The 25112-nt window shown below is 63.3% G+C and carries 23 protein-coding genes; 12 read left to right on the plus strand and 11 right to left on the minus strand.

Translation table 11 applies throughout. The features are described from left to right. The first annotated feature begins 55 nt into the window (after positions 1-55). Complete coding sequence (locus BC1002_RS15685) at positions 56-370, plus strand: 4a-hydroxytetrahydrobiopterin dehydratase (RefSeq protein WP_375791802.1); 315 nt, start codon at positions 56-58, stop codon at positions 368-370. 103 nt (positions 371-473) lie between these two features. On the opposite strand, the gene BC1002_RS15690 is transcribed toward BC1002_RS15685, so the two are convergent. After that, positions 474-698, minus strand: coding sequence for a DUF3717 domain-containing protein (locus BC1002_RS15690; RefSeq protein ID WP_013090979.1), 225 nt, complete (start codon positions 696-698; stop codon positions 474-476). A gap of 149 nt (positions 699-847) precedes the next feature. Between BC1002_RS15690 and BC1002_RS15695 the strand changes: the two genes are divergently transcribed. Next, complete coding sequence (locus BC1002_RS15695) at positions 848-1534, plus strand: response regulator (RefSeq protein ID WP_013090980.1); 687 nt, start codon at positions 848-850, stop codon at positions 1532-1534. A gap of 168 nt (positions 1535-1702) precedes the next feature. Continuing rightward, positions 1703-3217, plus strand: coding sequence for a sensor histidine kinase (locus BC1002_RS15700; RefSeq protein WP_013090981.1), 1515 nt, complete (start codon positions 1703-1705; stop codon positions 3215-3217). An 83-nt stretch (positions 3218-3300) separates the two neighbouring features. On the opposite strand, the gene BC1002_RS15705 is transcribed toward BC1002_RS15700, so the two are convergent. The 7 genes from BC1002_RS15705 to mnmC all read right to left on the minus strand — a co-directional run bounded on the left by BC1002_RS15705 (position 3301) and on the right by mnmC (position 12689). Then, complete coding sequence (locus BC1002_RS15705) at positions 3301-3834, minus strand: SET domain-containing protein (RefSeq protein ID WP_013090982.1); 534 nt, start codon at positions 3832-3834, stop codon at positions 3301-3303. Positions 3835-4046: 212 nt separating this feature from the next. Continuing rightward, the gene (locus BC1002_RS15710) at positions 4047-5159 is read right to left on the minus strand and encodes an NADH:flavin oxidoreductase/NADH oxidase (RefSeq protein WP_013090983.1); all 1113 of its coding nucleotides are present in this window, start codon (positions 5157-5159) and stop codon (positions 4047-4049) included. An 85-nt stretch (positions 5160-5244) separates the two neighbouring features. Then, positions 5245-5982, minus strand: coding sequence for a glutamine amidotransferase (locus BC1002_RS15715; RefSeq protein ID WP_013090984.1), 738 nt, complete (start codon positions 5980-5982; stop codon positions 5245-5247). Positions 5983-6124: 142 nt separating this feature from the next. Beyond that, positions 6125-6763, minus strand: a complete 639-nt coding sequence (locus BC1002_RS15720; RefSeq protein ID WP_013090985.1) for a MarR family winged helix-turn-helix transcriptional regulator — start codon at positions 6761-6763, stop codon at positions 6125-6127. Between the two features lie 580 nt (positions 6764-7343). Next, complete coding sequence (locus BC1002_RS15725; protein ID WP_013090986.1) at positions 7344-8459, minus strand: YbdK family carboxylate-amine ligase; 1116 nt, start codon at positions 8457-8459, stop codon at positions 7344-7346. A gap of 86 nt (positions 8460-8545) precedes the next feature. Beyond that, positions 8546-9751 (minus strand): cation:proton antiporter, encoded by a 1206-nt coding sequence (locus tag BC1002_RS15730; protein ID WP_013090987.1) that lies wholly within the window; start codon positions 9749-9751, stop codon positions 8546-8548. A gap of 970 nt (positions 9752-10721) precedes the next feature. Next, entirely contained in the window at positions 10722-12689 is a 1968-nt protein-coding gene (gene mnmC, locus BC1002_RS15735) for a bifunctional tRNA (5-methylaminomethyl-2-thiouridine)(34)-methyltransferase MnmC2/FAD-dependent 5-carboxymethylaminomethyl-2-thiouridine(34) oxidoreductase MnmC1 (protein ID WP_013090988.1), read from the minus strand. 447 nt (positions 12690-13136) lie between these two features. Here mnmC and BC1002_RS15740 point away from each other — a divergent pair, with 447 nt between their 5' ends. Next, on the plus strand, positions 13137-13415 hold the full coding sequence (locus BC1002_RS15740; RefSeq protein ID WP_013090989.1) for an HU family DNA-binding protein: 279 nt from the start codon (positions 13137-13139) through the stop codon (positions 13413-13415). A gap of 99 nt (positions 13416-13514) precedes the next feature. Here the strand turns inward: BC1002_RS15740 and BC1002_RS15745 are convergent, their stop codons facing one another. Together BC1002_RS15745 and BC1002_RS15750 are read right to left on the minus strand one after the other, a co-directional pair. Beyond that, entirely contained in the window at positions 13515-14876 is a 1362-nt protein-coding gene (locus BC1002_RS15745) for a GTP-binding protein (RefSeq protein WP_013090990.1), read from the minus strand. A gap of 145 nt (positions 14877-15021) precedes the next feature. Continuing rightward, complete coding sequence (locus BC1002_RS15750; RefSeq protein ID WP_013090991.1) at positions 15022-15465, minus strand: lytic transglycosylase domain-containing protein; 444 nt, start codon at positions 15463-15465, stop codon at positions 15022-15024. Between the two features lie 495 nt (positions 15466-15960). Here BC1002_RS15750 and gspD point away from each other — a divergent pair, with 495 nt between their 5' ends. The 3 genes from gspD to gspF are packed head-to-tail and all read left to right on the plus strand — an operon-like array spanning position 15961 to position 21138. Continuing rightward, the gene (gene gspD, locus BC1002_RS15755) at positions 15961-18396 is read left to right on the plus strand and encodes a type II secretion system secretin GspD (RefSeq protein WP_013090992.1); all 2436 of its coding nucleotides are present in this window, start codon (positions 15961-15963) and stop codon (positions 18394-18396) included. Positions 18397-18401: 5 nt separating this feature from the next. Further along, on the plus strand, positions 18402-19916 hold the full coding sequence (gspE, locus tag BC1002_RS15760; protein WP_041734725.1) for a type II secretion system ATPase GspE: 1515 nt from the start codon (positions 18402-18404) through the stop codon (positions 19914-19916). Positions 19917-19920: 4 nt separating this feature from the next. Continuing rightward, positions 19921-21138, plus strand: coding sequence for a type II secretion system inner membrane protein GspF (gene gspF / locus BC1002_RS15765; RefSeq protein WP_013090994.1), 1218 nt, complete (start codon positions 19921-19923; stop codon positions 21136-21138). Between the two features lie 74 nt (positions 21139-21212). Here gspF and BC1002_RS15770 read toward each other — a convergent pair whose 3' ends face one another. Next, on the minus strand, positions 21213-21626 hold the full coding sequence (locus tag BC1002_RS15770; RefSeq protein ID WP_013090995.1) for a general secretion pathway protein GspC: 414 nt from the start codon (positions 21624-21626) through the stop codon (positions 21213-21215). A gap of 136 nt (positions 21627-21762) precedes the next feature. Here BC1002_RS15770 and gspG point away from each other — a divergent pair, with 136 nt between their 5' ends. The 5 genes from gspG to gspK all read left to right on the plus strand — a co-directional run bounded on the left by gspG (position 21763) and on the right by gspK (position 25087). Beyond that, on the plus strand, positions 21763-22227 hold the full coding sequence (gene gspG / locus BC1002_RS15775) for a type II secretion system major pseudopilin GspG (protein WP_013090996.1): 465 nt from the start codon (positions 21763-21765) through the stop codon (positions 22225-22227). Between the two features lie 118 nt (positions 22228-22345). After that, positions 22346-22885 carry a GspH/FimT family pseudopilin gene (locus BC1002_RS15780; protein ID WP_013090997.1) on the plus strand — a complete coding sequence of 180 codons (540 nt, stop codon included), beginning with the start codon at positions 22346-22348 and terminating at the stop codon, positions 22883-22885. A gap of 52 nt (positions 22886-22937) precedes the next feature. After that, positions 22938-23330, plus strand: coding sequence for a type II secretion system minor pseudopilin GspI (gspI, locus tag BC1002_RS15785; protein ID WP_018438258.1), 393 nt, complete (start codon positions 22938-22940; stop codon positions 23328-23330). Further along, on the plus strand, positions 23308-23982 hold the full coding sequence (locus tag BC1002_RS15790; RefSeq protein WP_013090999.1) for a PulJ/GspJ family protein: 675 nt from the start codon (positions 23308-23310) through the stop codon (positions 23980-23982). Before gspI ends, BC1002_RS15790 begins: the two co-directional genes overlap by 23 nt. Position 23983: 1 nt before the next feature. Next, entirely contained in the window at positions 23984-25087 is a 1104-nt protein-coding gene (gspK, locus tag BC1002_RS15795; RefSeq protein ID WP_013091000.1) for a type II secretion system minor pseudopilin GspK, read from the plus strand. Positions 25088-25112: the final 25 nt, after the last annotated feature.

Consider the following 25112-nt stretch of genomic DNA (forward strand, 5'->3'; position numbering starts at 1 on the left):
GGCGAGCGTTGCGCAACCGTGAAAAAATAACGGATTCGCCGGCCTGCCGGCGAGCGTGTTCTACCAGCGAGGTAACACCATGATTCAGAAACTGACTTCCGACGAGCGCACCCAGCAACTGGCGAAACTGCATCGCTGGGAAAGCGTGGCGGAGCGTGACGCGATTCGCCGCACCTTCGAATTCGCCGACTTCAACGAGGCGTTCGGTTTCATGACGCGCGTGGCGATCAAGGCGCAGGAGATGGATCATCATCCGGAGTGGTTCAACGTGTACAACAAGGTCGACATCACGCTGTCCACCCACGAAGCGAACGGCGTGACTGAACGCGACATCGCGCTTGCCACATTCATCGACAGTGTTACTACGTAATACAAATAATTACGGACGCTGATGCGCGTTCATAACAACTTGCCGCGTAATCGGTCCACAATGAAAGGACAATGCAGGCAATACCCTGGGCAAACCTTCAGTTCTACAGGCTATTCTTAAGTTGAACGTAAGCTTCCCAGGCCTGCCTTGCAATCGGGTCAAAACGATCGAGTGATAGCGACTGCTGACGCTGTACAATCAGCAGCGCATACGGCTTGGAGAGCGCGCTTGCCTCCTTGCACAGAACGTGTTCGTCGCCGCTCGAAGGTGAGCGGGCGCGCCAGAAGTTGATCGCGGCTTCCAGTTCGTGAATGCTGATCTCGGACATGACTTCGTGATGACTGGCACGGCGCTTCGAATCGGCTCGACAGCTGCTTCGTGGGGCCTCTGCCGCCGCTTCGCACGCTGGCTGTGTTGCAGGCGCCCCGGCGAACCGCTTGCCCAAACGCCTAAACCCATTGTACTTGAGCGAAATCCATGCGACTCCTTCTGATCGAAGATGACCGCCCCATCGCACGCGGCATCCAAAGCAGTCTCGAACAAGCCGGCTTCACCGTCGACATGGTCCATGACGGCATCTTTGCCGAACAGGCCCTCACGCAAAACCGCCACGAACTCGTGATCCTCGACCTGGGTCTGCCGGGCATCGACGGCATGACGCTGCTGTCGCGTTTCCGCCAGAGCAACCGTCACACCCCGGTGATCATCCTGACCGCGCGCGACGAACTGAACGACCGCGTGCAAGGCCTGAACTCGGGCGCGGACGACTACATGCTGAAACCGTTCGAACCGGCCGAGCTCGAAGCGCGCATTCGCGCGGTGATGCGCCGCAGCGGTCCGCACGGCGACATGCCGCGTCCGGAAGTGTCACTGGGTGGCGTGCGCCTGTCGGGCGTCGACCGCCGCATCTTCAACGACGACAAACCGCTCGAACTGTCGCCGCGCGAATTCGCGGTGCTCGAAATGCTGCTGCTGCGTCACGGCCGCGTCGTCAGCAAGGCGCAACTGCAAGATCACCTGACGCACTTCGGCGGCGATCTCGGCGATACCGCGATCGAAGTCTACGTGCACCGTGTGCGCAAGAAGCTCGAGAACTGCCGTGTCGAAATCGTCACCGTGCGTGGCTTTGGCTATCTGTTGCAGGAAATTCGCCAGGCCGCATAATCGTCGTGAAGGCCGCGCATCGCGTCGCGGCCTGACGGCGCCGGACCGGCGCCGCGCATCGGCTGTTCCCGCTGCGCCCGGTGCCGGGCCCCCGGACTGTCTTAAGGCGTTTAGCGCCGTCGCTATCGCAGTTTCCACCTCGGTCACAACTTTCCCGCGCCTACGATCATGCACCAGCCGGCCGCCAATAGTCTGCGCCGCACGCTGCTGCGGCGCCTCGCTGCTCCCCTGTCGCTGCTCGCGCTGATGAGCGGTCTGATCGCCTACTGGCTCGCGTGGCAGTACACGCAGCACGTAGTCGACCGTTCGCTCGCGGACCTCGCGACCGCGATCTCCAAACAGATCCAGATTGCCGGACCGGAAGCGCCGATCACGGTGCCGCCGCTCGCGCAAGCAATGTTCTCCGACCCGGTCGAACATCTGGTCTACCGCATCAGCACCGGCGACAGCGAAATCGCCGGCGACCACAATTTGCCGCTGCAAGGCACCAACGTGCGCCGCATGCATTTCGCGTACGTGTTCGAGACGCAGCACGAAGGCGTGACCGTGCGGGTCGCTCAGGTGCGCGTCGATCAGCCGACCGGCAATCCGATCGTCGTCGAAGTCGGCCAGCCCGTGCACCACCGCTTTCGTATCGCCGCGGAGTTCCTGATCGCGATCATGATGCCGTTGTTGCTGCTTCTGCTAGCCGGCTGGGTGATCGTGTGGCGCGTCGTCAATCAGCAGCTAAATCCGCTCACCACGCTCGCCGATTCGCTGAACCGGCAAACGCACACGTCGCTCGAGCCGGTCGACGAAACCTATGTGCCGGTCGAAATCCGCCCGCTGACGGGCGCGTTGAACGCACTGCTCGATCGGCTGAAGGCCGCCCTCGATGCGCAACGTAAATTCATCGCCGATGCCGCGCATCAGCTGCGCACGCCGCTCACCGCGGTGAAGCTGCATGCGGAGCAGGCGGTGGTCGCCCGCGATCCACAGCAAACGCTCGCCGCCGTGCACGAACTGCGCGCTGCGGCCGATCGCGCCGTGCGGTTGTCGAATCAATTGCTGTCGCTCGCGCGCGCCGAGCCGGGCGAACAGGCGGCCCGCTTCGTCAATGTCGACATGGCCGCGCTCGCATTCGACACCGGCGCCGAATGGGTGCCGCGCGCGCTAGCGGTACACGTGGACCTCGGCTTCCAGCGCCTCGACGATCCGTCGAACGACGACCCTCTGATGGCGCGCGGCAACCCGGTACTGCTGCACGAAGTGATCGCGAATCTGCTCGATAACGCGCTGAAGTATGTGCCGCCTTCGCGGACCGACGGCGGGCGTATCACGGTCACGGTTTCGCAGACCCTGATCGATGATCTGCGCATGGCCGAGATCGTCGTCGAAGACAACGGGCCGGGCGTGCCGCGTTCGCAGCAGGCGGATCTGTTCAAGCGGTTCTTCCGCGGCGACGGCCAGGCCGAGGCGGGCGTCGACAGCGGCGCGGGTCTGGGCCTCGCGATCGTCCACGACATCATGGTGCTGCATCATGGCAGCGTGCATTACGAGGACGCGCCGGAGGGTGGCGCACGCTTTATCGTGAGGATTCCGTTGCTGGCGCCCGGTGCGTCGGCAGGGGCTGCCACCGCCAGCGATGCCAACCCACAGCGCGCCACGAAAAAACCGGCGCACTCGGCGCCGGTCGATTTGTAGAAGGTTTGCCGGACTGCCGCGGCGGCGTGCCCGTCAGCGCTTCGAGGAGCACAGACAGCTAACGCCGCGCACCGGCGCGCGGCTCATTTCTTCTTCGATTTCTTCGCCGATTTGCTCGACTTTTCCGACTTGTCGGCGCCTTTTGCCGACTTGCCGCCGCCCTTGCCCTTTTGCGGCGGCGCCAGCATCGTGCCGCGGCACTTGCGTGCGCCGCAGCGGCATTCGTATTCCTTTTTCAGCTTCTTGGTCTGCCGCGCGTCGATCACGAGGCCGTAGTCGTAAAAGACTTCCTCGCCCTCCGCGATATCGCGCAGCGCATGCACGTACACGTGCCCGTCGATTTCCTCGGCCTCGCAGTTCGGCGCGCATGAGTGATTGATCCAGCGCGCGCTATTGCCGTTCACCTTGCCGTCGATGACCTTGCCGTTATCCAGCGCGAAATAAAACGTGTGATTCGGTTCAGCCGGATTATGCGGATGACGGCGCAACGCTTCTTTCCAGGTAATCCGCTCGCCCTTGTATTCGATCAGTCGTTCGCCCGCCGCGATCGGTTCGAGAGCAAACACGCCTTTGCCGTGCACACCCGAACGGCGCACGGCGATCCTGCGTGAATTCATTGAATGAATCCTTGTGAAGAACTGGGGGATCAAGTCTGGCAATCGTCAGGCGCGTCTCGCGCGCGGCCTTTTCTGACGCGAATAGCAAACGCGGCGCCCTGCGAGCGCCGCGTCGACTTGCGACGCGCATCGCGCCACAACCGGCATCCTACACGTTGTCGACGGCTTCCTTCAACCGTCAGCCGATGCGTGTGTTCAACGTGCGACGAGCGTCACCGTTGACCGAACGTAATGTCGCCGAACAGCGCTTTCTGGTCGCGCGGTTGCGAACGCCAGTACTGCGGCGGCGCTTCGACGGTCGCGCCGAGGTTGGCGGCCGCATGCCACGGCCAGCGCGGGTTATAGAGCAGCGCGCGCGCCAGCGCGATCAGGTCGGCATCGCCCGCTTCGATCAACTGCTCGGCGTGCAGCGGATCGGTGATGAGCCCGACGCCGATCGTCGCCAGACCGGTCGCGTGCTTGACCGCCTTCGCGAATGGAATCTGATAGCCCGGCTCCAGCGGAATTTTCTGCAGCGGCGACACACCGCCCGACGACACGTCGATCCAGTCGCAGCCACGCCTTTCCAGCTCGTGTGCGAACGCGATCGTGTCTTCGAGCGTCCAGCCGCCTTCGACCCAGTCGGTCGCCGACACGCGCACGCCGACCGGTTTGTCGGCAGGGAATGCGGCCCGGACGATGTCGAAGATTTCGAGCGGGAAACGCATGCGGTTGTCCAGCGAGCCACCGTAGTCGTCCGTGCGCTGATTCGCAATCGGCGACAGGAACTGATGCAGCAGATAGCCATGCGCGGCATGCACTTCGAGCGCATCGATGCCAAGACGCGCGGCGCGGCGCGCGGACGCGGCGAACGCCTCGCGAATCCGGTGCAGGCCGGCGACATCGAGCGCAAGCGGCGGCTCCTCACCCGGCTTGTGCGGCAGCGCCGACGGCGCATGCGGCAGCCACCCCCCTTGCGACACGGGGATCAGCTGGCCGCCTTCCCACGGCACATGACTCGACGCCTTGCGGCCCGCGTGTGCCAGTTGCATCGTCACGTTGATGTGCGAATGCTTGCGGATCGCCGCCAGCACTGGCACGAGCGCCTCTTCGGTCGCGTCGTCCCACAAACCGAGATCGCCGGGAGTGATCCGGCCGTCCGGCTCGACGGCGGTCGCTTCGATGCACAGCATGCCTGCGCCGGACAGCGCGAGACCGCCGAGGTGAATCATGTGCCATGCGGTCGCTTCGCCACGTTCGGCGGAGTACTGGCACATCGGGGAGACGACGATACGGTTGGGAAGCGTCACGCTACGCAGCGTGAGCGGAGAAAAAAGCGCGCTCATGGATTAGGTCCAGTGAAAGCCTGGGAGCGATCGAGCATAGCACCGCACGCGGTTTACTGCATGAACGTGGCACCTGGCTGGCCATTTACGTCTCCCTTCGGTCAGCCATTAGGACTTTCGTCTCGACCTGATCGAGCCATTCGCCGAACATGCGGCACCCGGCTGCCTCGAGCGCGGGACCGTATCGTACGGTGTCGGCGCGCAACTTCCGGGCGTCGATGCCGTGGCCCGAAAGTTCATTCGCATTGCCAATCAGCCAAGGTTCGAACCGGTCGGTGCGGATCTCGGGATGACACTGCAAGCCCAGCACGTGATCGCCCCACGCGAAGGCCTGATTCTCGCAAGTGGGAGTCGATGCGAGACGGGTCGCGTTGGCGGGCAGATCGAAGGTATCGCCGTGCCAATGCAGCATCGACGTGTGAGCGCCATCGAGATGACGCAGTGGCGAAGCGCGGCCCGCATCGGTCAGCGTAAGCGGCGCCCAGCCTAGTTCAGCCTGAGCCGCAGGGTAGACGCGTGCACCCAGCGCCCGGGCGATCAGTTGTGCGCCGAGGCAGATACCGAGTGTCGGCAAACCGGCCGCGATGCGTTTTTCGATCAACGACAGCAGCGGCGCGAGCGTCGGGTAGAGCGCGTCGTCGGTGGCACTGATGGGGCCGCCCAGCACGACCATCAGCGACGCGCCAGCAGGATTGGGCGCCTCGATACGGGCGACGCCCACATCGAGATAGCGGACCGGCCGCCCGCGCTCGCCGAGCACGAGCTCGAGACTGCCCAGATCCTCGAAGTGCACATGGCGGATGGCGAGTACTTCCCGATTCATCGGCCTGCCCTATCTTCAGGTTGACTAACGACTTGCCGCCAACGGCTCTACCCTTGCACGGCACCAGCCGGCAAGCAGGCGGTGTACACCGCCCGCCGTAGCCGGCCAGGCCATGTTAGCGGATTGCCCCGGAAGACGCAGATTATTGGGCGAAGATCTTCCAGGTTTTCTTCTGGGTGGCGACGTCCGCCGTTTCGTGCACGGAGCAGTCGAGACGCACATCGGTATCCAACATGTTCAGGTCGAGCAGCGCGCAGTGATGCGGCGTCTTCTTCGGATTCTTGCTCGCCTGGAAATGCGTGCAGCTCAGGCACATGCGATGCGAGGGAATCGTGTTTTGCGCTTCGAGCTGATAGATGGTCTTGAGCAGCGTGCGATAGAACACCGACTGTTCGTCCTCGCGCAGCGTGCCGACCGCCTTGGACAGGAAGTCCGGCCATTGCGCGGCGCGTTTGGCAGCGGTGCGGCCACGCGAGGTCAGGCGTACCGCGAGCGCGCGACCGTCGTCGAGTGCGCGACGCTTTTCGACGAGACCCTTGGTCTCGAGCGTGCTGACCGCATCGCTGGTGGTCGCGGCGGTCAGCGCCGTTTCGCGCGCGATCTCGCCGAGACGCATCGGCCCCTTGCGTTGCATCAACAGCACGAGGATCTCACCCTGGGTCGGCGTAAGGCCCGCGCCTTCCGCCCATTCCCAAGCCTGGCTTCGCATCGCCGTGCTCAATCGCAAGAGGCTGTGGGTCACTCGCCCGTTCGCCTGTTCTCCGTATACGCCTTCGCTCATAATCTTCGATTCGTTTATTTACCGCTCTGGTGCGATGCCGGCGGTTGCCTGCCCGGGTACGCCCGTCGCGTGTGTGGGTAGCTTCGTCCAACCGCTGATGAAGCCGTTTGTACTATCTCAAAAATACACCGCCTTGAAACTCCAAGGCGGCGAAAAAACGACATTCTATGCGAGACCTGCAAATCGTACAGCTAACTTATCCAACGCGAGCTGTGGATAAGCAGGGGAAAACGCTTGAACAGCCTGTGTACCGTTTTCCCACAAACATTTGCAGCGGATGAACGTTTCCTCGATGGCGCCTGCCCGGCATGGTCAGAGCGTCTTTTAGGAGCCGGTTATCAATTCCCCAGAGCATTGACTTTGCAGGAATTTATTCAGTTGTCCACAGCCATTGGCAGCACCTGCTCACTGCTACTACGCTGGTATACGTAAACTTTCGAAAAACCTGAAGGGTTGGACGCGTGAAAAATCATAAAAATTTTCTTACGAAAAAAAACCCGCACGCGGCGGGTTTTCGTTGGAACGTCGCGGACCAGGCGCACGCAAACGGTTTCATGACGGTTTCATGAGGTCTTCGCGACTAGGCGCGCCACTGCAGACACTGCTGGCGGACCGCTTCGTGCAAGGACTTTTCTTGGGCAAATACGCTGCGCAACCACGTCGCGTCGTTGACCTGTCCACGCGCTATCGCGCCAACTTCGGCCAGCGCATTGACCGAGCCGAGCGCTTGCGCATGCGGTCCGATCTGTTCGAGCGTTTCGAGGATATCTTCGGAAATCGTCTTTCGTTCACCGGTTTGCGGATTGATGCAGGTTCCGCCGAGTCCGAAACGGCAGGCTTCGAAGCGGTTGAACGTGTAGACCAGATAGTCGTCTTCCTGCGGCGTGATCGGCTTGTCGAGCAACAAATGACGCGCAAGCGTCTGGATGTAGCAGGCGATCGCCGCGGCACGATCCACCGAAAACGGCGTATCCATCACACGAACCTCGATGGTGCCGAACCCCGGCTTCGGACGGATATCCCAGTAGAAATCCTTCATGCTGTTGACCACGCCCGTGTGGACCATCTTCGAGAAATACTCCTCGAAGCTGTCCCACGTCAGCACGAATGGCGCGCGGCCTGACAGCGGAAACGCGAACACGGAATTCAACCGTGCCGAATGAAATCCGGTATCGACACCCTGTACGAAAGGCGACGACGCGGACAGCGCAATGAAATGCGGGATGAAGCGCGACATCGAATGCAGCAGATAGAGCGCGCTGTTCGGATTCGGGCAACCGATGTGCACGTGTTGGCCGAACACCGTGAACTGCTTCGCGAGATAGCCGTACAGTTCGGAAATGTACTGAAAACGCGGCGTATCCACGATCTGCCGCTCGCTCCATTGCTGGAAGGCATGCGTTCCGCCGCCGCACAGACCGACGTTCAGATGGTCGGCCGCGGACACCAGCGTGTCACGAATCTTGCGCAGATCGGCAACCGCCTGTTCGTGCGACGTGCAGATGCCGGTCGACAGCTCGATCATGCTTTCGGTGATTTCCGGCGTGATGTTGCCGGGAATTTTTTCGTCCTTGATGAGGCGCAGCAGATCCGTGCCGGCTTTGGTCAGATCATAGTCGTGAGTATTGACGATCTGCATTTCGAGTTCGATACCGAACGTGAACGGTTTCGAATCGATGAAGGGTTCGAGTGACATGGCGTCCCCTGAGTCAGGTCGTTTGAGGCAAAGGAATTAAAAAACAGGTTCGTGAACGCGCATGGCAGCCCACGCGCGTTTCACGCTTACTTCTCGCGCCGCTCCGCGACCAGCGCGAGGCTGCGATAGACGAGCCACGGCCCGAGAATCTGCAGCACGAAAATCGAACACATGACGATCGCGCGCAGTTGCGGATCGAAGCTCGGATACAGGTCGTACGTGTCGTCGACGAGCAGATACGCGAGCGCCGACATCGGTGACAGCGACAGTCCGAGCGCGATCCCCTGCTTCAGATTCAGACCGCTCGGCTTCGCGAACGCCAACACGCCGACCAGCTTCGCGACGAGGCGAGCAACGATCAGACCCAGCGCCGCAACTCCGCCCAACGCGATGTGCTTCCATTCGAACGACGTCAGCGTCAGCACGAACAGGATCACCGTCAGCAGCCATCCCGCGGTGCCGAAATGCTCCGGCCACAACTGCGGACGCGCTTCGTGATTCTTGACGATGATGCCTGCGGCGAGCAGCGCGAGAATCGTCGACAGCTTGAACAGATGCGCGACCGCGATCGCAAGCAGCACGAGACCGAACAGCGCAACGAACGAATGCTCGTCGTGCATGTTGAGGCGCCGATAGAAGAACGTGCAGGTGCGCGCGAGCAGATACGCGAGCACGAGCGAGCCGACCAGCAGGTACAACGGCTGCAGGATCGTCGCGAACACGTTGCCGTAAACCTCCTGATGCAGCCAGCTCGATACGAGCTTTTCGATCACGACCGCGTACATGCTGTTCAGCGCGGTCAAGGTCAGAAGACGCTGCGTGACCTGGCCTTCGGCGCGCAGTTCGGTTTTGAGCTGAATCACCATCGCCGGCGATGTCGCCATCGCGATCGCGGCGAGTACGGTCGCGACCATCAGCGGCACGTGCAGGAATAGGAGCACCGGCAGCACCAGCACGAAAGTCAGCGTGGCTTCGGCGACGCTCGACAGAATCAGCCACGGATTACGGCGAATCCAGCGCAGATCGAGCCGGCTGCCCAGTTCGAACAGCAACAGGCCGAGCGCGACGTCGAGCAGCGGCCGCGCGGCGTTCGCGGAATCGGCATCGATCACGCCAAAGCCGGCCCCGCCGGCTATCAGGCCGATCACCGCATAGCCGGAAATGCGCGGTAAACGCCACGCACGAAAGCAAAGCTCGCCGCATAGACCAGCGACAAGCAATGCAAGACCTGCCCAGAAAATGGCGTCGGGTGAAAGCGGCCACGCTGGCAGAAACGAAAACGCCGAATTCATCGTAATGGGTTCTCCTTGGCAGCAACGGCAGACGACACGAACCGGCGCGCACGCACGCCGTGGCACGAGCGAACCGAGAGCGCTCGTTGTCGCAAGCGCTTCGCGAGGTCAGCGTTGCGAGGTTTCAATGATCGGATGATCGGAATGCGCCGCGGCCGCAAAAAACCGCACGGAGTCGGGCACATTCACGGGATGCGGCAGTAGCAACAGGCACGGTGAAGGAACGCCGTCGACCTTGAATCAGATTCTGTTTGACCGGCACCGTTCCATTGCTGCGCGTGCCGTCCGATGCGGTGGCACGACGCGGAAAAGAATCGGGATTGTGCCATAGCTTTTTCCGCGTCAACCGAAAAGACGTTAACTCGCAGGCAAAACGGTAAAAAAGTACGTTATTTTCATACTGAACGGAAAAAGCGACCTTTTTTCGAGGCATCGCGTCAATTTCGACAACGTCGCAAACGGCGATTCCGCTCCCTGGTGTTACCGCTGCGTGTGTGATTTTGATGTGCGTTTTCGTCCGCAGTTTTGGCGCTCTGGGGGGTTAACGGGGCGCATCGCCAGTCGTCCGTTTACGTGAGCCCGAACGAAATTCATCCAGCCCGATAGGCGAGGCGCTAGCCCTCGTCTTTGCTGTTTACTGGTTTACCGTATGTATACGTAGTAACAGTTAACAAGCTGGCTCGGTTTCTGTGGATAACCTATGTTTACCGAAATAAATCATCGAGTTGTCGGCCGCATAACCGGATGTACAGCATGTGCGGCGGCGGCCGGTATACGCGAGCAACTTTTCGCACTTTTCCCTGCTGTCCGAGTTACCCCGTTTACGTCCACAACGGCTCCACACGACTTGCGCCGGTTAACTGCGCGGTTATCCACAGGTTGCGGTGGATAAGCGCGGGTGCCGGTTAACGTGGTTTACAGAGGGGCGGGGTTAACGAACGGGCGTTAACTCCGCAATGGTCGAAGCCGGTTATCCGATCGTCCCCTGCCGCAACGAACGCAGCAGAAAGCGGGCGGGGTCGATGTCTTCGGCGAGATCGCGTTCGAGCGGCCACGGCTCGCCTTCGATCTGTGACGCGATCAGTTCAGCGCCGAGCGCGGCCCACACCAGCCCGCGAGAACCATAAGCGAATGCGCCGTACAGACCGTCGACGCGCGGCAGATCGAGCGGCCATGCGCCGCGCAGGCGGACGGCATCTCGTGCGGCAGCGGCTTCGTCGGCGAGCTGGCCGATCATTGGCATGCGGTCCGAGGTCACGCAGCGAAACGCAACGCGTCCGCAGAGCGAGGTCAACGACGCGTCATCGAGTGCGTCTGCGAACGACGGCAGCATCTGCGCAACACGCTCGAGATTCTCGCGATGACCGTCCGCGCGCAGCGACGTGTCGGGGTCGTCGAGCTCATAGGTCGCGCCTGTCAGCGTGACACCGTTCACGAGCGGCACCGCATAGCCCTCACCGATCACCGGCAGCGCGAGCGGCGCGACGGTCCCTGCCGGCAGCAAGCTCAATTGACCGCGAATGCTGCGGGTCGGCGCATGACGCAAGCCAGCGATGCGCGCAGCTTCATGCGCACCCGCGACGATCACGACCGGCGCTCGCGCGACCACCTTTCCCGCGATATCGAAGACGGTCCACCGATCGCCGCACCGTTCGAGCCGCGCGACGTCGACGCCGAAGCGTCGTTCGAGCAAGCCGCCTGCCGATGCGAATTGCGCCGCGCAGAGAGAGGCCGGGTCGATCCAGCCGCCGCGCGGAAAGAACCAGCCGCCACGCGCAAGCGGCATGCCGGCGAGTCGTGCTGCATCGGCCGCGGCGACCGGCGTCACGTAGTCGGACGGATAGCGAAACGTGGCGATGGCCTCGCCGATCGCGCGTGCCTCGTCGTCGTCCGCGGCGATCTGCAGCAGGCCGCGATCGCCGCGCGCGAGCCGATGTCCTGCGCTTTCGAGCGCGGCCCAACGATTGAGCGCGTACAGAAAACCCGCCCGCGTGACGCGCGACGCGACGCTGTCGTCGCGCGAAATCATTGGGTGGAAGACACCGGCCGGATTACCCGACGCATCCTGTGCAACCGACCCATGCCGCTCGAGCGAAGTCACGCGCCAGCCGCGTGCCGCAAGTCGCTCTATCACTGCGCAGCCGGCCAGGCCCGCTCCGATCACGACCGCGTGTCGTTCGTCGTGGCCGAACGGCGCAGGCGGCTCATAACGACGCACGCGCCAGCGCGGCGCGAAGCGTCCGACCAGCATCGCGCGTTTCCAGCCGAAGCCGTCGACCTTGCGATACTCGAAGCCGCATTGCGTCAACGCGCGTTTGACGTCGCCCGCGCTGCTATAGGTGGAGAAAGTCGCGTCATCGCCGGCGACACGCGCGAGCGCCTTGAACACCGCCGGACTCCACAGCTCGGGATTTTTCGCGGGCGCGAAACCATCGAGATAGAACGCATCGGCACGCAGCCGTAATGCGGGCAGGCTGTCGAGCGCATCGGCGAAGATCAATGTCAGCACCACGCGGCCGCCTTCGAATTCGAGCCGGTGCGTACCGGGCACGAGCATCGGCCATGCGTTCGCGAGCGTGTCCGCGAGTTCGGCGATCAGCGGGTCGGAGATCGTCGATGCGTGGACGCGGCGCAGATCGGCGGCGCTAAACGGATGCTTCTCGGTCGACACGAAATGCAGCCGCTCGCAGCGCGCGGGATCGGCGCGCCACGCGGCCCACGTGACGAGAAAATTGATGCCGATGCCAAAGCCGGTTTCGAGCACGGTGAACGTTCGACGGCTCTGCCATCTTTCGGGCAATTCGTTGCCGCGCAGAAAGACATATTGAGCCTGCTCGAGCGCGCCGACCGCGCTGTGATAGATGTCGTCGTAGTGCGGTGAAAAGGGGCTGCCGTTGTCGCGGAAAGCGAGGACGGCGGGAATCAGCGGATCGGTCATGCGCGGCAGGAAAACACGCTCAAAAGATCGCTCGAAAGAGCGGGTTCGATGGTCGGAGTCGGCGCGCGCCGCGCGCGAGTCGCCCCAAAAGACGCATCAGGACGCTTTTTAGACGCTTTGCTGCGTTGGCAAAAACCAACGCTAACCCCCGCCAGGACTGGGTTTCAGCCCTCGTTTAGGGGGTGCTGAGGGGCAGAATTTCGATTTCCTTGCAAGAACGGCCTGAAAACCGTGCAATTCCTCGAAACCCTTATCCTGATTGGGTTTGCGCTGCGCTATCATAGCAAGCGCCGCGAAGGGAGCGGCAGCACGGCCGCCGAACAGTGTTCTGTCCGGCGCGGGAGATCTTCAGGATCGGGGCCGCAGCTGCTCGACAGCGCGGTGCGCGCACGTATAATCGGCGCGGTCGCGCTGTTCGTATCAACCTAAACTCAGAAAGGAACCTTAATGAACAAACAGGAACTGATCGACGCTGTCGCAGGACAGACGGGCGCCAGCAAGGCTCAAACCGGTGAAACGCTGGACACGTTGCTTGAAGTGATCAAGAAGTCTGTGTCGAAGGGTGAGGCGGTCCAGTTGATCGGCTTCGGTAGCTTTGGTTCGGGCAAGCGCGCAGCGCGTACGGGGCGTAATCCGAAGACCGGCGAAACTATCAAGATCCCGGCTGCCAAGACCGTCAAGTTCACGGCAGGCAAGGCGTTCAAGGACGCAGTCAACAAGCGCTAAGCAGACTACTGCCGGGCAGTTGACACCCGCGAGAAAAACCCGCCAGTGGCGGGTTTTTTTTCGTCCATGCGTGTGGTTCAAACGCGGCGCGTGCTTCGTTCAGTCATGACGATGCGCGTTCTTGCCGTGGTCATGTCCGCAATGCTCGCAGTCGTCGCGGTGCCCGTGATGATGATGATGGTCGTGATCATGATCGTCGTCATGATCGTGGTCGTCGAAGTCCCACGCCGGGAACGGATCGGGGAACTGCTGCCAGGTTTGTGCCCCGAGCGCGTATTCGTCGTCGCTGAGCAGACAGGCGTCGAACTTCGCGCGCCAGGTGGCGGGGTCGATATCGACACCGATCAGCACGAACTCCTGACGGCGATCGCCGATGGCCATATCGTCCGGCGCGCCGTACCAGTCGGCGGCGATTTCGGCGGCCAGCTCGTCGTCGCCGTCCGGCCATTCGCTGCGATCCTGCGCTGCCCACCACATGCCCGCGGGACCGTGCCGGCAAGCACCACCGGCCTGCGATAGTGAACCGCCGATATCGTTACGCGTCGCGAGCCAGAAGAATCCCTTGCTACGCAGTACGCCCTTCCACTCCTGATGCAGCAGCTCCCACAGCCGCTGCGGATGAAACGGCCGGCGTGCGCGATAGACGAAATAGCCGACGCCATATTCGTCGGCTTCGCTGTGATGCAGGTGGCCGTCTTGACCGCCGTGCTCATTCTCATCTCTGTGCTCGAGCGCCGCGAGCCAACCCGGCGCATTCGACGCTTCGTCGAAATCGAAGCGTCCGGTGTTTAGCACGTCGCCGAGGGGCACGTCGGCGAAGCGGCTCGCGAGTTGTACCGCGCGCGGGTTCAGGCGCGCGAGGATGCGCTGCAAACGCGCGAGCTCTTCCGCGCTGACGAGATCGATCTTGTTCACGACGAGCACGTCGCAAAACTCGATCTGCTCGATCAGCAATTCGACGATCGTGCGGTCGTCGTCTTCGTCGACCGTCACGCCGCGTTCGGAGAGCGCGTCGGCAGACGCGTAATCGCGCAGAAAGTTGAACGCATCGACGATCGTGACCATCGTATCGAGCCGCGCGACTTCGCCAAGCGAGGGCCCTTCGTCGCCGTCGAATGTGATGTTTTCGGCAATCGACATAGGCTCGGCGATGCCACTCGATTCGATCACGAGCGCGTCGAAGCGCTCCTCGCCGGCGAGGCGACGGATTTCGCTTTGCAGATCGTCGCCCACCGTGCAGCAGATGCAGCCGTTCTTCAGTTCAACGATCTGCTGGTCGACGCCCGACAGCTCGGCCGCATTACGCACGAGTGTCGGGTCGATGTTGACGTCGGCGAGATCGTCGACGATCACGGCGACGCGCAAACCGGCGCGATTCGCGAGGATGTGGTTCAGGAGCGTGGTCTTGCCGGCGCCCAGAAAACCGGAGAGCACGGTGATGGGCAATAGCGGCTGGTTCATCGCGGTACGGAATACGGGAAGATTGGAAGGCGTGCCGGGCGCGGGGCCAAATCGTCGGCGTCGCTGCGACGGCGCGACAAAAGCACGAAGTCGCATTGTGCATTAAAATGCGTGCTGCTCGTGCGAGCGACGGCGTTGGAATGGCTTACTGCGCGGGCATCAACTTCCAGCTGCGCAGGATTGCGGCGATTTGCTGCGCGTATTTGTCCCGCAGCGTAGGCGTCTCCGAGTGGTATGCTCCGACCGCCTGCCAGGTATTGCCGTACTTGTTCATCTGGCGGCGCAGATGCCACGCCGCGATATAAACGTTCTTGCACGGCTCCATCAGCGTGCCCTGCGAGATCCCGTACTGGGCGAGCACCGGCAGATGCACCGAATTGATCTGCATCACGCCATAGTCGGTCGAGCCGTTCGCGTTCTTGTGCTGCGCATCCGGCCGGTTGTGCGACTCCTGCCACGCGATAGCCCGTAAGATCAGCGGATTGACCTTCTGATACTTCGCCGCTTCATCGAAGCAGTCGGCGCGCGCGGAGCCGGCCGCGGCGAGCAGCGCGAGCGTGGCGGCAACGGTGACGAGCGGACGTTTCATCGGTCAATAGGACTAAGCAAACCCGAGGTAAGAATCGGTAAGGCAGTTCGCCGACCGCGTTTCGGCCGCAACGGCAAGCTGGCCGGGCGTTTGTCGAGCATCGGGGAAAACCCGCGTCAGCAAACACATAACAGTGGGTCGAACGGCTCGTATCATACCGGCAGTCCGACCTTCGTCAAGTTGGCTAACCGACATAAGACCGTACAAAGCCGGGTAATGGCGCGAGTGTACCGAGCTGGTTAGCTTTCAATTTAATAACAGCTCTGCGATTCCACGGATTCGCATGAGGCGCCTTGTTTTGTTTCAATTCCGACATGAAAAGCTGTTACTGTTCGTTTTTTTCGGACGTCGGGATGCTGGAACTCGAAGCGAAACTCGCTTTTAGGGCCGGCTCACAGACCGACCGGGCGGTAGCTTGCCGCCAGGTCCGCATCGCATGACCGTCGGTGGCAGAGGCTGCCGGCATCGATATCACATCCCATGAGAAGAAATTGTATGGCTTTGCGTCGGGTGGCAACGGCGCTGCTGGTGGCTGGACTGATCACCGCGCAAACTGCACACGCACAGGTGACACTCAACTTCGTCAACGCCGACATCGACCAGGTCGCCAAGGCGATCGGCGCGGCGACCGGCAAGACGATCATCGTCGATCCGCGGGTGAAGGGGCAACTGAACCTCGTGTCCGAAAATTCGGTGCCCCAGGATCAGGCGCTCAAAACCCTGCAGTCCGCGCTGCGCATGCAGGGTTTCGCGCTCGTGCAGGATCATGGCGTGCTGAAAGTGGTGCCCGAGGCCGACGCCAAGCTGCAAGGCGTGCCGACCTACGTCGGCAACGCGCCGACGGCGCGCGGAGACCAGATCGTCACGCAAGTCTTCACGCTGAGGAATGAGTCAGCCAACAACCTGCTGCCGGTACTGCGTCCGCTGATCTCGCCGAACAATACGGTCGCGGCGTACCCCGCCAACAATACGATCGTCGTCACCGACTACGCCGACAACGTGCGGCGCATCGCCCAGATCATCGCGGGCGTCGATAGCGCGGCCGGCCAGGCGGTTGCAGTCGTGCCGCTGAAGAACGCGAACGCGATCGACATCGCGCAGCAGATGAACAAGATGCTCGATCCGGGCTCGATCGGCAGCACGGACGCGACGCTCAAGGTGTCGATCTCATCGGATTCGCGCACCAACTCGCTGCTGATGCGCGCGTCGAACACTGCACGCCTCGCGGCGGCCAAGGAGCTCGCCAAGCAGCTCGACATGCCGACCGCGATGCCGGGCAACATCCACGTCGTGCCGCTACGCAATGCCGACGCGACGAAACTCGCGCGCACGCTGCGCAGCATGCTCGGCAAGGGCGGCGGCGAGGGCTCGTCGGGAGGCGCGAACGAGGCGAACTCGTTCAACCAGAACACGAGCGGCGGCGGCGGTGGTGGCGGCGGTGGCGGTCTGTCGAGCAGCAGCTATTCGACGGGCTCGTCGGGCACGCCGCCGTTGCCGTCGGGCGGCCTCGGCGGCGGCTCGATGAACTCGCCGATGGGCGGCGGCGCTTCGGGCTCGAGCAGTAATACCGGCGGATTTCTCGGCGGCGACAAGGAAAAGAGCGAGGATCAGGGCGGCGGTATGATTACCGCCGATTCCGCGACCAACTCGCTGATCATCACCGCGCCCGAAGCGACATACCGCAACTTGCGCGCGGTGATCGACCAGCTCGATGCGCGTCGCGCGCAGGTGTATATCGAGGCACTGATCGTCGAGCTGAACTCGAATACGAGCGGCAACCTCGGCATCCAGTGGCAGGTCGCGAACAACTCGCTGTTTGCCGGCACGAACCTGCAGACGGGTTCGAGCAACAGCATCATCAACCTGACGGCCGCGGCGGCCGCGGCGGGCGCCACCGGTGCCACGGGCGGCGCCGCCCTCGTGTCCGGGCTCAGCGGCCTGCAACAGGGCCTGAACGTCGGCTGGATTCACAACATCTTCGGCGTGCAGGGTCTCGGCGCGCTGCTGCAGGCGCTGTCGCAGACCGCCGACGCGAACGTGCTGTCCACGCCGAACCTGATCACGCTCGACAACGAAGAAGCGAAGATCATTGTCGGTACCAACGTGCCGATCCAGACCGGTTCCTACTCGAACCTGACGAGCGGCACGACGAGCGCGGCGTTCAATACGTTCGACCGTGTCGACGTCGGTCTGACGCTGCACGTGAAGCCGCAGATTACCGACGGCGGCATCCTGAAGCTGCTGCTCTACACGGAAGATTCGGCAATCGTGAACGGCACGAACAACGCAGCGACGAACCCGGCGGGCCCGGAATTCACGAAGCGTTCGATCCAGTCGACCGTGCTGTGCGATAACGGCGAGATCATCGTGCTCGGCGGCCTGATGCAGGACAACTACCAGGTCAGCAACAGCAAGGTGCCGCTGCTTGGCGACATTCCCTGGTTGGGCCAGCTGTTCCGCTCCGAGCAGAAGACGCGCAACAAGACTAACCTGATGGTGTTCCTGCGCCCGGTCATTCTCGCCGACCGCGACACCACGCAGGCCGTCACGGCGAACCGCTACGACTACATCCAGGGTGTGCAGGGCGCGTACCGTCAGGACAACAACATCATGAGGGATCGCGACGATCCGGTCGTGCCGCCGATGCCGCTCGGCCCGAGCCAGGGCGGGGTGCCGGCGATGAACCTGTTCGACCTGAACCAGATGCGCCGCCAGCAGATGATGCCGCAGCAGGCACCGCAACAGGTTCCTCAACAGGTACCGCCGCAGGCCGTACCCCAAGCTGGCGCGCAGGCCGTGCCGCAAGCTGGCGCGCAGACCACGACCCAACCCGTGCCGCAGACGGTGCCGCAAACCATGCCGCAACCGGTCGTCGTCGAGCCGGCCAGCGGCCCGGTGCCGAGCACGGTGTCGCCGGGAGCGCGTCCGTGACGCAGATGCCCGCGCAAACCGCGCCCTCGCAACGTCCGCTGAACGGTGACGCCGCGGCCGGCGAGCGCGCGGCGCCCTCGCCGCTTGCCGCCCGGCTGGTGCCATACGGTTTTGCGCGCAGCGGTCAGATCCTGGTCGCGCATCAGCATGGCGATAGCCTCGAAGTCTGGATCAGTGAACGCACGAGCGAAGCCGCGCTTGCCGAAGTCGCGCGCAACTACGGCGTGGTGTCGGTCGTGCGCGTGCCCGCCGACGATCTCGCGCAGGCGATCAACCAGGCCTATGCGCGCCAGGACGGCAGCGCCGCGCAGGTGGTCGGCGAAGTGGAAGGCGAAGTCGATCTGTCGCGGCTGATGCAGGACATCCCCGAGGTCGAGGATCTGCTCGAATCGGAAGACGACGCGCCGATCATCCGCATGATCAACGCGCTGCTCACACAAGCGGCGCGCGAGCAGGCATCGGATATTCATATCGAGCCGTTCGAGAATGCGTCGGTGGTGCGTTTTCGCGTCGACGGCACGCTGCGCGACGTCGTGCGGCCGAAGAAAGCGCTGCATGGCGCGCTGATCTCGCGGATCAAGATCATGGCGCAGCTCGACATCGCGGAAAAACGTTTGCCGCAGGATGGCCGCATTACGCTGCGCGTCGGCGGTCGTCCGGTCGACGTGCGGGTATCGACGCTGCCCACCGGCCATGGCGAGCGCGCGGTTTTGCGTTTGCTCGAGAAAGACGCGGCACGGCTCAATCTCGAAGCGCTCGGCATGGCGTCCGATACGCTCGGCCAGTTCGACAAGCTGATCGGCAAACCGCACGGCATCGTGCTGGTGACGGGCCCGACCGGCTCAGGCAAGACGACGACGCTGTATGCGTCGATGTCGCGACTGGAGACGGCGACCACCAACATCATGACGGTGGAAGACCCGATCGAATACGACCTGTCCGGCATCGGCCAGACCCAGGTCAACGAGCGGATCGGCATGAGCTTCGCGCGCGCCTTGCGCTCGATTCTGCGTCAGGACCCGGACGTCATCATGATCGGTGAAATCCGCGACCTCGAAACCGCGCAGATCGCGGTGCAGGCATCGCTGACCGGCCACCTGGTGCTCGCCACGCTGCACACGAACGACGCGGCATCGGCCGTCACACGTCTGACCGACATGGGCGTCGAACCGTATCTGCTGGCGTCGTCGCTGCTCGGCGTGCTCGCGCAGCGGCTGGTGCGGCGCCTGTGCCCCGTCTGCCGCGAGGAGCGCACCGAGGAAGACGGCAGCAAGCGCTGGCATCCGGTCGGCTGCGACCGTTGTGGCCAGTCGGGTTACGCGGGACGCCGCGGCGTCTATGAGCTGTTGCTGATCGACGAATCGATCCGCTCGCTGATCCACCGCAACGCGGCCGATGCCGAAATTCTCGAAGCGGGCCGCTCCCAAGGCATGCGCACGCTGCGCGAGGATTCGGAGCGCTGGCTCGCGTCGGGACTGACGTCGCTCGAAGAAGTGATTCGCGTGACGGGCGGAGCATAAGCGCATGCCGGCATTCCGTTTTGAAGCGATCGACGCGGCGGGCAAGGCACAAAAAGGCGTGCTCGACGCCGACAGTGCACGCGGCGCGCGCACCAACCTGAGGTCGCAGGGACTCACGCCGCTAGTCGTCGAACCGGCGGCGTCGCGCACGCGCGGCGAGCGCAATCAGCGGCTCGCGCTCGGCCGTCGCCTGTCGCAGCGCGAGCAGGCCATTCTGACGCGGCAGCTCGCGAGTCTGCTGATCGCGGGCCTGCCGCTCGACGAAGCGCTCTCGGTGCTGACCGAGCAGTCGGAGCGCGACTACATCCGCGAGCTGATGGCGGCGATTCGCGCCGAAGTGCTCGGTGGTCACTCGCTTGCGAACGCGCTGCAGCAGCATCCGAAGGATTTCCCCGAAATCTACCGGGCGCTCGTCGCGGCCGGCGAGCACACAGGCAAGCTCGGCCTGGTGCTGTCGCGGCTCGCCGATTACATCGAGCAGCGCAATGCGCTGAAGCAGAAGATCGTGCTGGCGTTCACGTATCCGACGATCGTCACGATTATCGCGTTCGGCATCGTCACGTTCCTGCTCAGCTATGTGGTACCGCAGGTCGTCAACGTGTTCGCGAGCACGAAGCAGCAACTGCCGTTTCTGACGATCATGATGATGGCGCTGTCCGGTTTCGTGCGGCACTGGTGGTGGGCGATGCTGATCGGCGTGATCGTGGTCGTGTATCTGGTGCGCGCGACGCTAAGGCAACCGGGGCCGCGTCTCGCCTTCGACCGCTGGCTGCTGACCGCGCCGCTGCTCGGCAAGCTCGTGCGCGGCTATAACACCGTGCGCTTCGCCAGCACGCTCGGCATTCTCACTGCGGCGGGCGTGCCGATCCTGCGCGCGTTGCAGGCCGCCGCCGATACGCTCAGCAACAACGCGATGCGCGAGAACATCGACGATGCGATCGTGCGGGTGCGCGAAGGCACGTCGCTGTCGCGCGCGCTCGGCAATACGAAGACGTTTCCGCCGGTGCTCGTGCACCTGATCCGCTCGGGTGAAGCGACCGGCGACGTGACGACGATGCTCGATCGCGCGGCCGACGGCGAAGCGCGCGAGCTGGAGCGTCGCACGATGTTCCTGACGAGCCTGCTCGAGCCGCTGCTGATTCTGGCGATGGGGGGCGTAGTGCTGGTGATCGTGCTTGCGGTGATGCTGCCGATCATCGAACTGAACAACCTCGTGCAGTAGCAGTAGCCGTAGCGCGAGGAAGAAAGAAAGGATTTGCGCGGCATGCCGTATCGGCCGCGCAACCGCTTCATGTTTCAGCGCACGTAAATGGTGGGACCGCTGGAATTGGCGGGCAGGAAGATTTCCGAGTGTGCGCCGTTGCGGTCAATGATGATCGAGCGGGCGCGAACTTCGGAGAGCCTGGTGTCTTGCATCAGTGTGCTGCCGAGCGACACCGCGTGCGGCGGCTCGCCACCGACGCTGACGATCGCCGCGGCGCCTTCGCTCAACGCGAGGATGCCGAACAGATGGATGTCCTGATTGACGTTGCGGGTGAGCTGTCCGCCGAACAGCGTCGCGGCCTGGTCGGTCGAGACCTGCGCGTGTGCGGCGGCAGCCGGTAGCGGCGCGCCGGACATCGTGGTGAGCGTGATGACCCAATAGGTCAGCGTCGCGCAGAAAGCGGCGAACAGCGCGAGCGACAAGAGGCGGATTTGGATGGCGTTCATGCGCACATTGTACGGACTATTGTGAAAATTGCGGTGGGTTGAAAGCCTTCAACTACATGACATTAAAATGACCGGCCCGGCGTGTTCAATCTGACAACCCGAGCCGAAAAATTCACCTGAAAAGAGGTAGCAAGCTATGCAACTGTCGACCATTCGCCGCGCTGACAACGCGGGTTCACGCGGCCGTCGTCAACGCGGTTTCACGCTGATCGAAATCATGGTCGTGATCGCGATTCTCGGCATTCTCGCCGCGCTGATCGTGCCGAAGATCATGAGCCGTCCGGACGAAGCGCGGCGCGTCGCCGCAAAGCAGGATATCGGCACCGTGATGCAGGCGTTGAAGCTTTATCGCCTCGACAACGGCCGTTATCCGACCCAGGAGCAAGGCCTGCGCGCGCTGATCGAAAAGCCGAGCACCGACCCGGTGCCGAACAACTGGAAGGACGGCGGCTATCTCGAGCGTCTGCCGAACGATCCGTGGGGCAACGCGTATCAGTATCTGAATCCGGGCGTGCACGGTGAGATCGATGTATTCAGCTACGGCGCCGATGGCAAACCGGGCGGCGAAGGCAACGATTCGGACGTCGGGTCCTGGCAATAAGCACGCCGAACCCAGCATCCCGCCAGGCTCGATGATGTTCACGCACGCGCCCTCTTTGTTACTTGGTTGGCCGCTGGTTTCACCGATGCATTGCTGTTTGAATATTCGTTGATCGTCGATGGCCGGCATTATGCGAACGTCCGCTTGCAAGTCCCGTGTGGACACTCCGTGTACGGCTTCGCGGCCGCGCTCCCGGCCACGCCGCGGCCGCGCGGCCGGCTTCACGCTGCTCGAAATGATGGTCGTGCTGGTGATCGCGGGCCTGCTCGTGTCGCTAACCGCGCTTACGATGACCCGCAATCCGCGCACCGATCTGAACGAAGAAGCGCAGCGTCTCGCGCTGCTGTTCGAATCGGCTGGCGACGAAGCGCAGGTGCGCGCGCGGCCGATCGCGTGGCAGCCGTTCGAGGGCGGCTTCCGGTTCGATCAGCGCACCCAGGACGGCTGGCGTCCGTTGCGTGACGATCTGCTCGGGCCGCGTAAGTGGGAAGGCGGCGTGACCGGTGTCGCGATCAGTTACCCGGGCTCGGATTCGCACGCGGATCGCATCGTGTTCGGTACCGAGGCGATCGACGTGCCGGTGCAGGTCACGCTGTTTTCGGCGGCCGGACAGGCGACGATCGTCAGTACCGGCAATGGCCGCTACGAGGTGCGCTGACATGCGGATGCGTCGTTATGGCAGGCCCGCCCATGCCTCTTCTCTCTTCAACATGCGCCCTATCGCGTGCCGAAATGAGCGCGGCTTCACGATGATCGAGGTGCTGGTCGCGCTCGCCATCATCGCGGTCGCGCTTGCCGCGTCGCTGCGCGCCGTCGGCAGTCTGGCGAGCGGCGAAGCCGATCTGCACCGGCGGCTGCTCGCCGGCTGGAGCGCGGACAACGCGCTCGCGGACCTGCATCTGAAGCATGCATGGCCCAACATCGGCTCGACGAGCTTCGATTGCTCGCAAGGCAATCTGCAGCTGCGTTGTACTGAACATGTTACGGCGACGCCGAATCCGGTGTTTCGCCGTGTCGAAGTGATGGTAACGATGCCTGGCCAGTCCGGGAATCTCGCCCAGATGGTCACGGTGGTCGCGAATGAAAACAACCGCTCGCTGTGAGCGCCGCCGCCGTGACGGCGCGCGCGGCTTCACGCTGATCGAACTGCTGGTCGCGATCGCGATCCTCGCGGTGATCGCCGTGCTGTCGTGGCGCGGGCTCGATCAGATCATCCGCGCCCGCACGACGATCACGAACGCGATGGAAGACGAGCGGGTGTTCGCGCAGCTGTTCGACCAGATGCGCATCGACGCGCGCCAGGCCGCCAGCGACGACGAGGCCAGCCAGGCCGCGGTCTCGGTCTCCGGCAACACGCTGCAGATCGTGCGGCACATGGTGCTGCCGGGCGCCGCGCCGCGTCTGCAGGTGGTGCGCTATCAGATCTCGAACGGCCGCGTGGTGCGCTATGCGTCGCCGCCGATCGGCAACGTCGGCGACCTGCGGCGCGCGTTGCACGGCAGCGACGAAGGCTGGAGCGCGGTGCCGCTGATGGGCGGCGTCGGCTCGATCTCGGCGCGGATGTACGTGCCGAAGCTCGGCTGGACCATCCAGATGAACGACGTACAAACCGCAATGAACGAAGCCGTCAACAATCTGAAGGTGCCGCAGCTCGGCAATGCGCCGATGCCGCGTTCGGTGACGGGGCTACAGGTCAGCATCGGCGCGACATCGCTCGCACAGCCGATCACGCGCGTTTTTCTGGTCGGAGAATGACATGACGTTCTCCTCGTCGTTGCCGAAGAAGTCCGCATCCGCTTCACGTGCACGCGAGCGCGGCGCGGCCATCATCAGCGCGCTGCTCGTCGTCGCGCTGTCGGCGATCCTCGTGTCCGGCATGTTGTGGCGCCAGCAGGTGCAGATCCGCCGCATCGAGAATCAGCGGCTGCTGTCGCAGGCCCAATGGGTCGCGCGCGGCGCGCTCGACTGGACCCGGCTGATCCTGCGCTCCGAAGGCGACACGTCGGCGGGCATCACGTATCTGGGCGGCTTGTGGGGCGTGCCGATCGCGAAAACGCGGCTGTCGGACTTTCTCGGCCAGATCGGCGAGGTGCGCGCTGAGCAAGGCGCGGCCACGTACCTGTCGGGCTCGATCGAGGATGCGCAGTCCAGATTCAATCTGCGCAATCTGGTCGCGAGTCCGGCGCCCGGCGTGACGCAAATCAGCGCCGAGCAGATGGCCGCGTATCAGCGCCTGCTGGTGTCGCTCGGCCTGAGCGGGCAGCTCGCCAAAGTGACCGCGCTGCACGTGCGCGCGGGGCTGTCGCAATCGGCGACGCGCTTTCAGACCGGCACCTCGATCAGCAGCTCGCCGCAGGTCGGCGGCGGCGGTATGACGGGCGGCAACTTCACGAACCAGCCCGGCATCGAGGACGGCGACGATAACGTCGGGGTCGCGCCGCTGCTGATGATCGGCGTCGATTCGCTGCTCGACATTCCGGGCTATACGCCGGAGATCGTCGCAAAGCTGCGGCCGTTCGTCACCGTGCTGCCGACGGTCACCGCGATCAACATGAACACCGCGTCGGCTGAAGTGATCGCGGCGGTGGTGCCGGGCATGACCGTGTCGCAGGCGCAGGCCCTGGTCGCGCGGCGCCAGACCGTGTTTTTCCGCAACGCCGGTGACGTGCAGCTCGCGCTGACCGCCGCCGGCGTGCAATCGACGTCGATCGATCCGAATCAGTTCGACGTCAATTCGAGCTACTTTTTAGTCCACGGTAGTGTGCAGCACGAGCGCGCCGAAGTGGATCGCACGACGCTCGTCTATCGCGATCCGCTGACTCACACTACGCGTATCGTGCGGGTACAAGACCAACTATGAATATCGCAATCCACAGAGAGAGTGG

Source organism: Paraburkholderia atlantica, from assembly GCF_000092885.1.
GTDB classification, from domain to species: domain Bacteria; phylum Pseudomonadota; class Gammaproteobacteria; order Burkholderiales; family Burkholderiaceae; genus Paraburkholderia; species Paraburkholderia atlantica.

Coding starts and splice junctions, on each gene's coding strand:
- BC1002_RS15690 (WP_013090979.1), bottom strand. CDS start 698: ATGTCCGAGATCAGCATTCACGAACTGGAAGCCGCGATCAACTTCTGG.
- BC1002_RS15695 (WP_013090980.1), top strand. CDS start 848: ATGCGACTCCTTCTGATCGAAGATGACCGCCCCATCGCACGCGGCATC.
- BC1002_RS15700 (WP_013090981.1), top strand. CDS start 1,703: ATGCACCAGCCGGCCGCCAATAGTCTGCGCCGCACGCTGCTGCGGCGC.
- BC1002_RS15705 (WP_013090982.1), bottom strand. CDS start 3,834: ATGAATTCACGCAGGATCGCCGTGCGCCGTTCGGGTGTGCACGGCAAA.
- BC1002_RS15710 (WP_013090983.1), bottom strand. CDS start 5,159: ATGAGCGCGCTTTTTTCTCCGCTCACGCTGCGTAGCGTGACGCTTCCC.
- BC1002_RS15715 (WP_013090984.1), bottom strand. CDS start 5,982: ATGAATCGGGAAGTACTCGCCATCCGCCATGTGCACTTCGAGGATCTG.
- BC1002_RS15720 (WP_013090985.1), bottom strand. CDS start 6,763: ATGAGCGAAGGCGTATACGGAGAACAGGCGAACGGGCGAGTGACCCAC.
- BC1002_RS15725 (WP_013090986.1), bottom strand. CDS start 8,459: ATGTCACTCGAACCCTTCATCGATTCGAAACCGTTCACGTTCGGTATC.
- BC1002_RS15730 (WP_013090987.1), bottom strand. CDS start 9,751: ATGAATTCGGCGTTTTCGTTTCTGCCAGCGTGGCCGCTTTCACCCGAC.
- mnmC (WP_013090988.1), bottom strand. CDS start 12,689: ATGACCGATCCGCTGATTCCCGCCGTCCTCGCTTTCCGCGACAACGGC.
- BC1002_RS15740 (WP_013090989.1), top strand. CDS start 13,137: ATGAACAAACAGGAACTGATCGACGCTGTCGCAGGACAGACGGGCGCC.
- BC1002_RS15745 (WP_013090990.1), bottom strand. CDS start 14,876: ATGAACCAGCCGCTATTGCCCATCACCGTGCTCTCCGGTTTTCTGGGC.
- BC1002_RS15750 (WP_013090991.1), bottom strand. CDS start 15,465: ATGAAACGTCCGCTCGTCACCGTTGCCGCCACGCTCGCGCTGCTCGCC.
- gspD (WP_013090992.1), top strand. CDS start 15,961: ATGGCTTTGCGTCGGGTGGCAACGGCGCTGCTGGTGGCTGGACTGATC.
- gspE (WP_041734725.1), top strand. CDS start 18,402: ATGCCCGCGCAAACCGCGCCCTCGCAACGTCCGCTGAACGGTGACGCC.
- gspF (WP_013090994.1), top strand. CDS start 19,921: ATGCCGGCATTCCGTTTTGAAGCGATCGACGCGGCGGGCAAGGCACAA.
- BC1002_RS15770 (WP_013090995.1), bottom strand. CDS start 21,626: ATGAACGCCATCCAAATCCGCCTCTTGTCGCTCGCGCTGTTCGCCGCT.
- gspG (WP_013090996.1), top strand. CDS start 21,763: ATGCAACTGTCGACCATTCGCCGCGCTGACAACGCGGGTTCACGCGGC.
- BC1002_RS15780 (WP_013090997.1), top strand. CDS start 22,346: ATGGCCGGCATTATGCGAACGTCCGCTTGCAAGTCCCGTGTGGACACT.
- gspI (WP_018438258.1), top strand. CDS start 22,938: ATGCGCCCTATCGCGTGCCGAAATGAGCGCGGCTTCACGATGATCGAG.
- BC1002_RS15790 (WP_013090999.1), top strand. CDS start 23,308: ATGAAAACAACCGCTCGCTGTGAGCGCCGCCGCCGTGACGGCGCGCGC.
- gspK (WP_013091000.1), top strand. CDS start 23,984: ATGACGTTCTCCTCGTCGTTGCCGAAGAAGTCCGCATCCGCTTCACGT.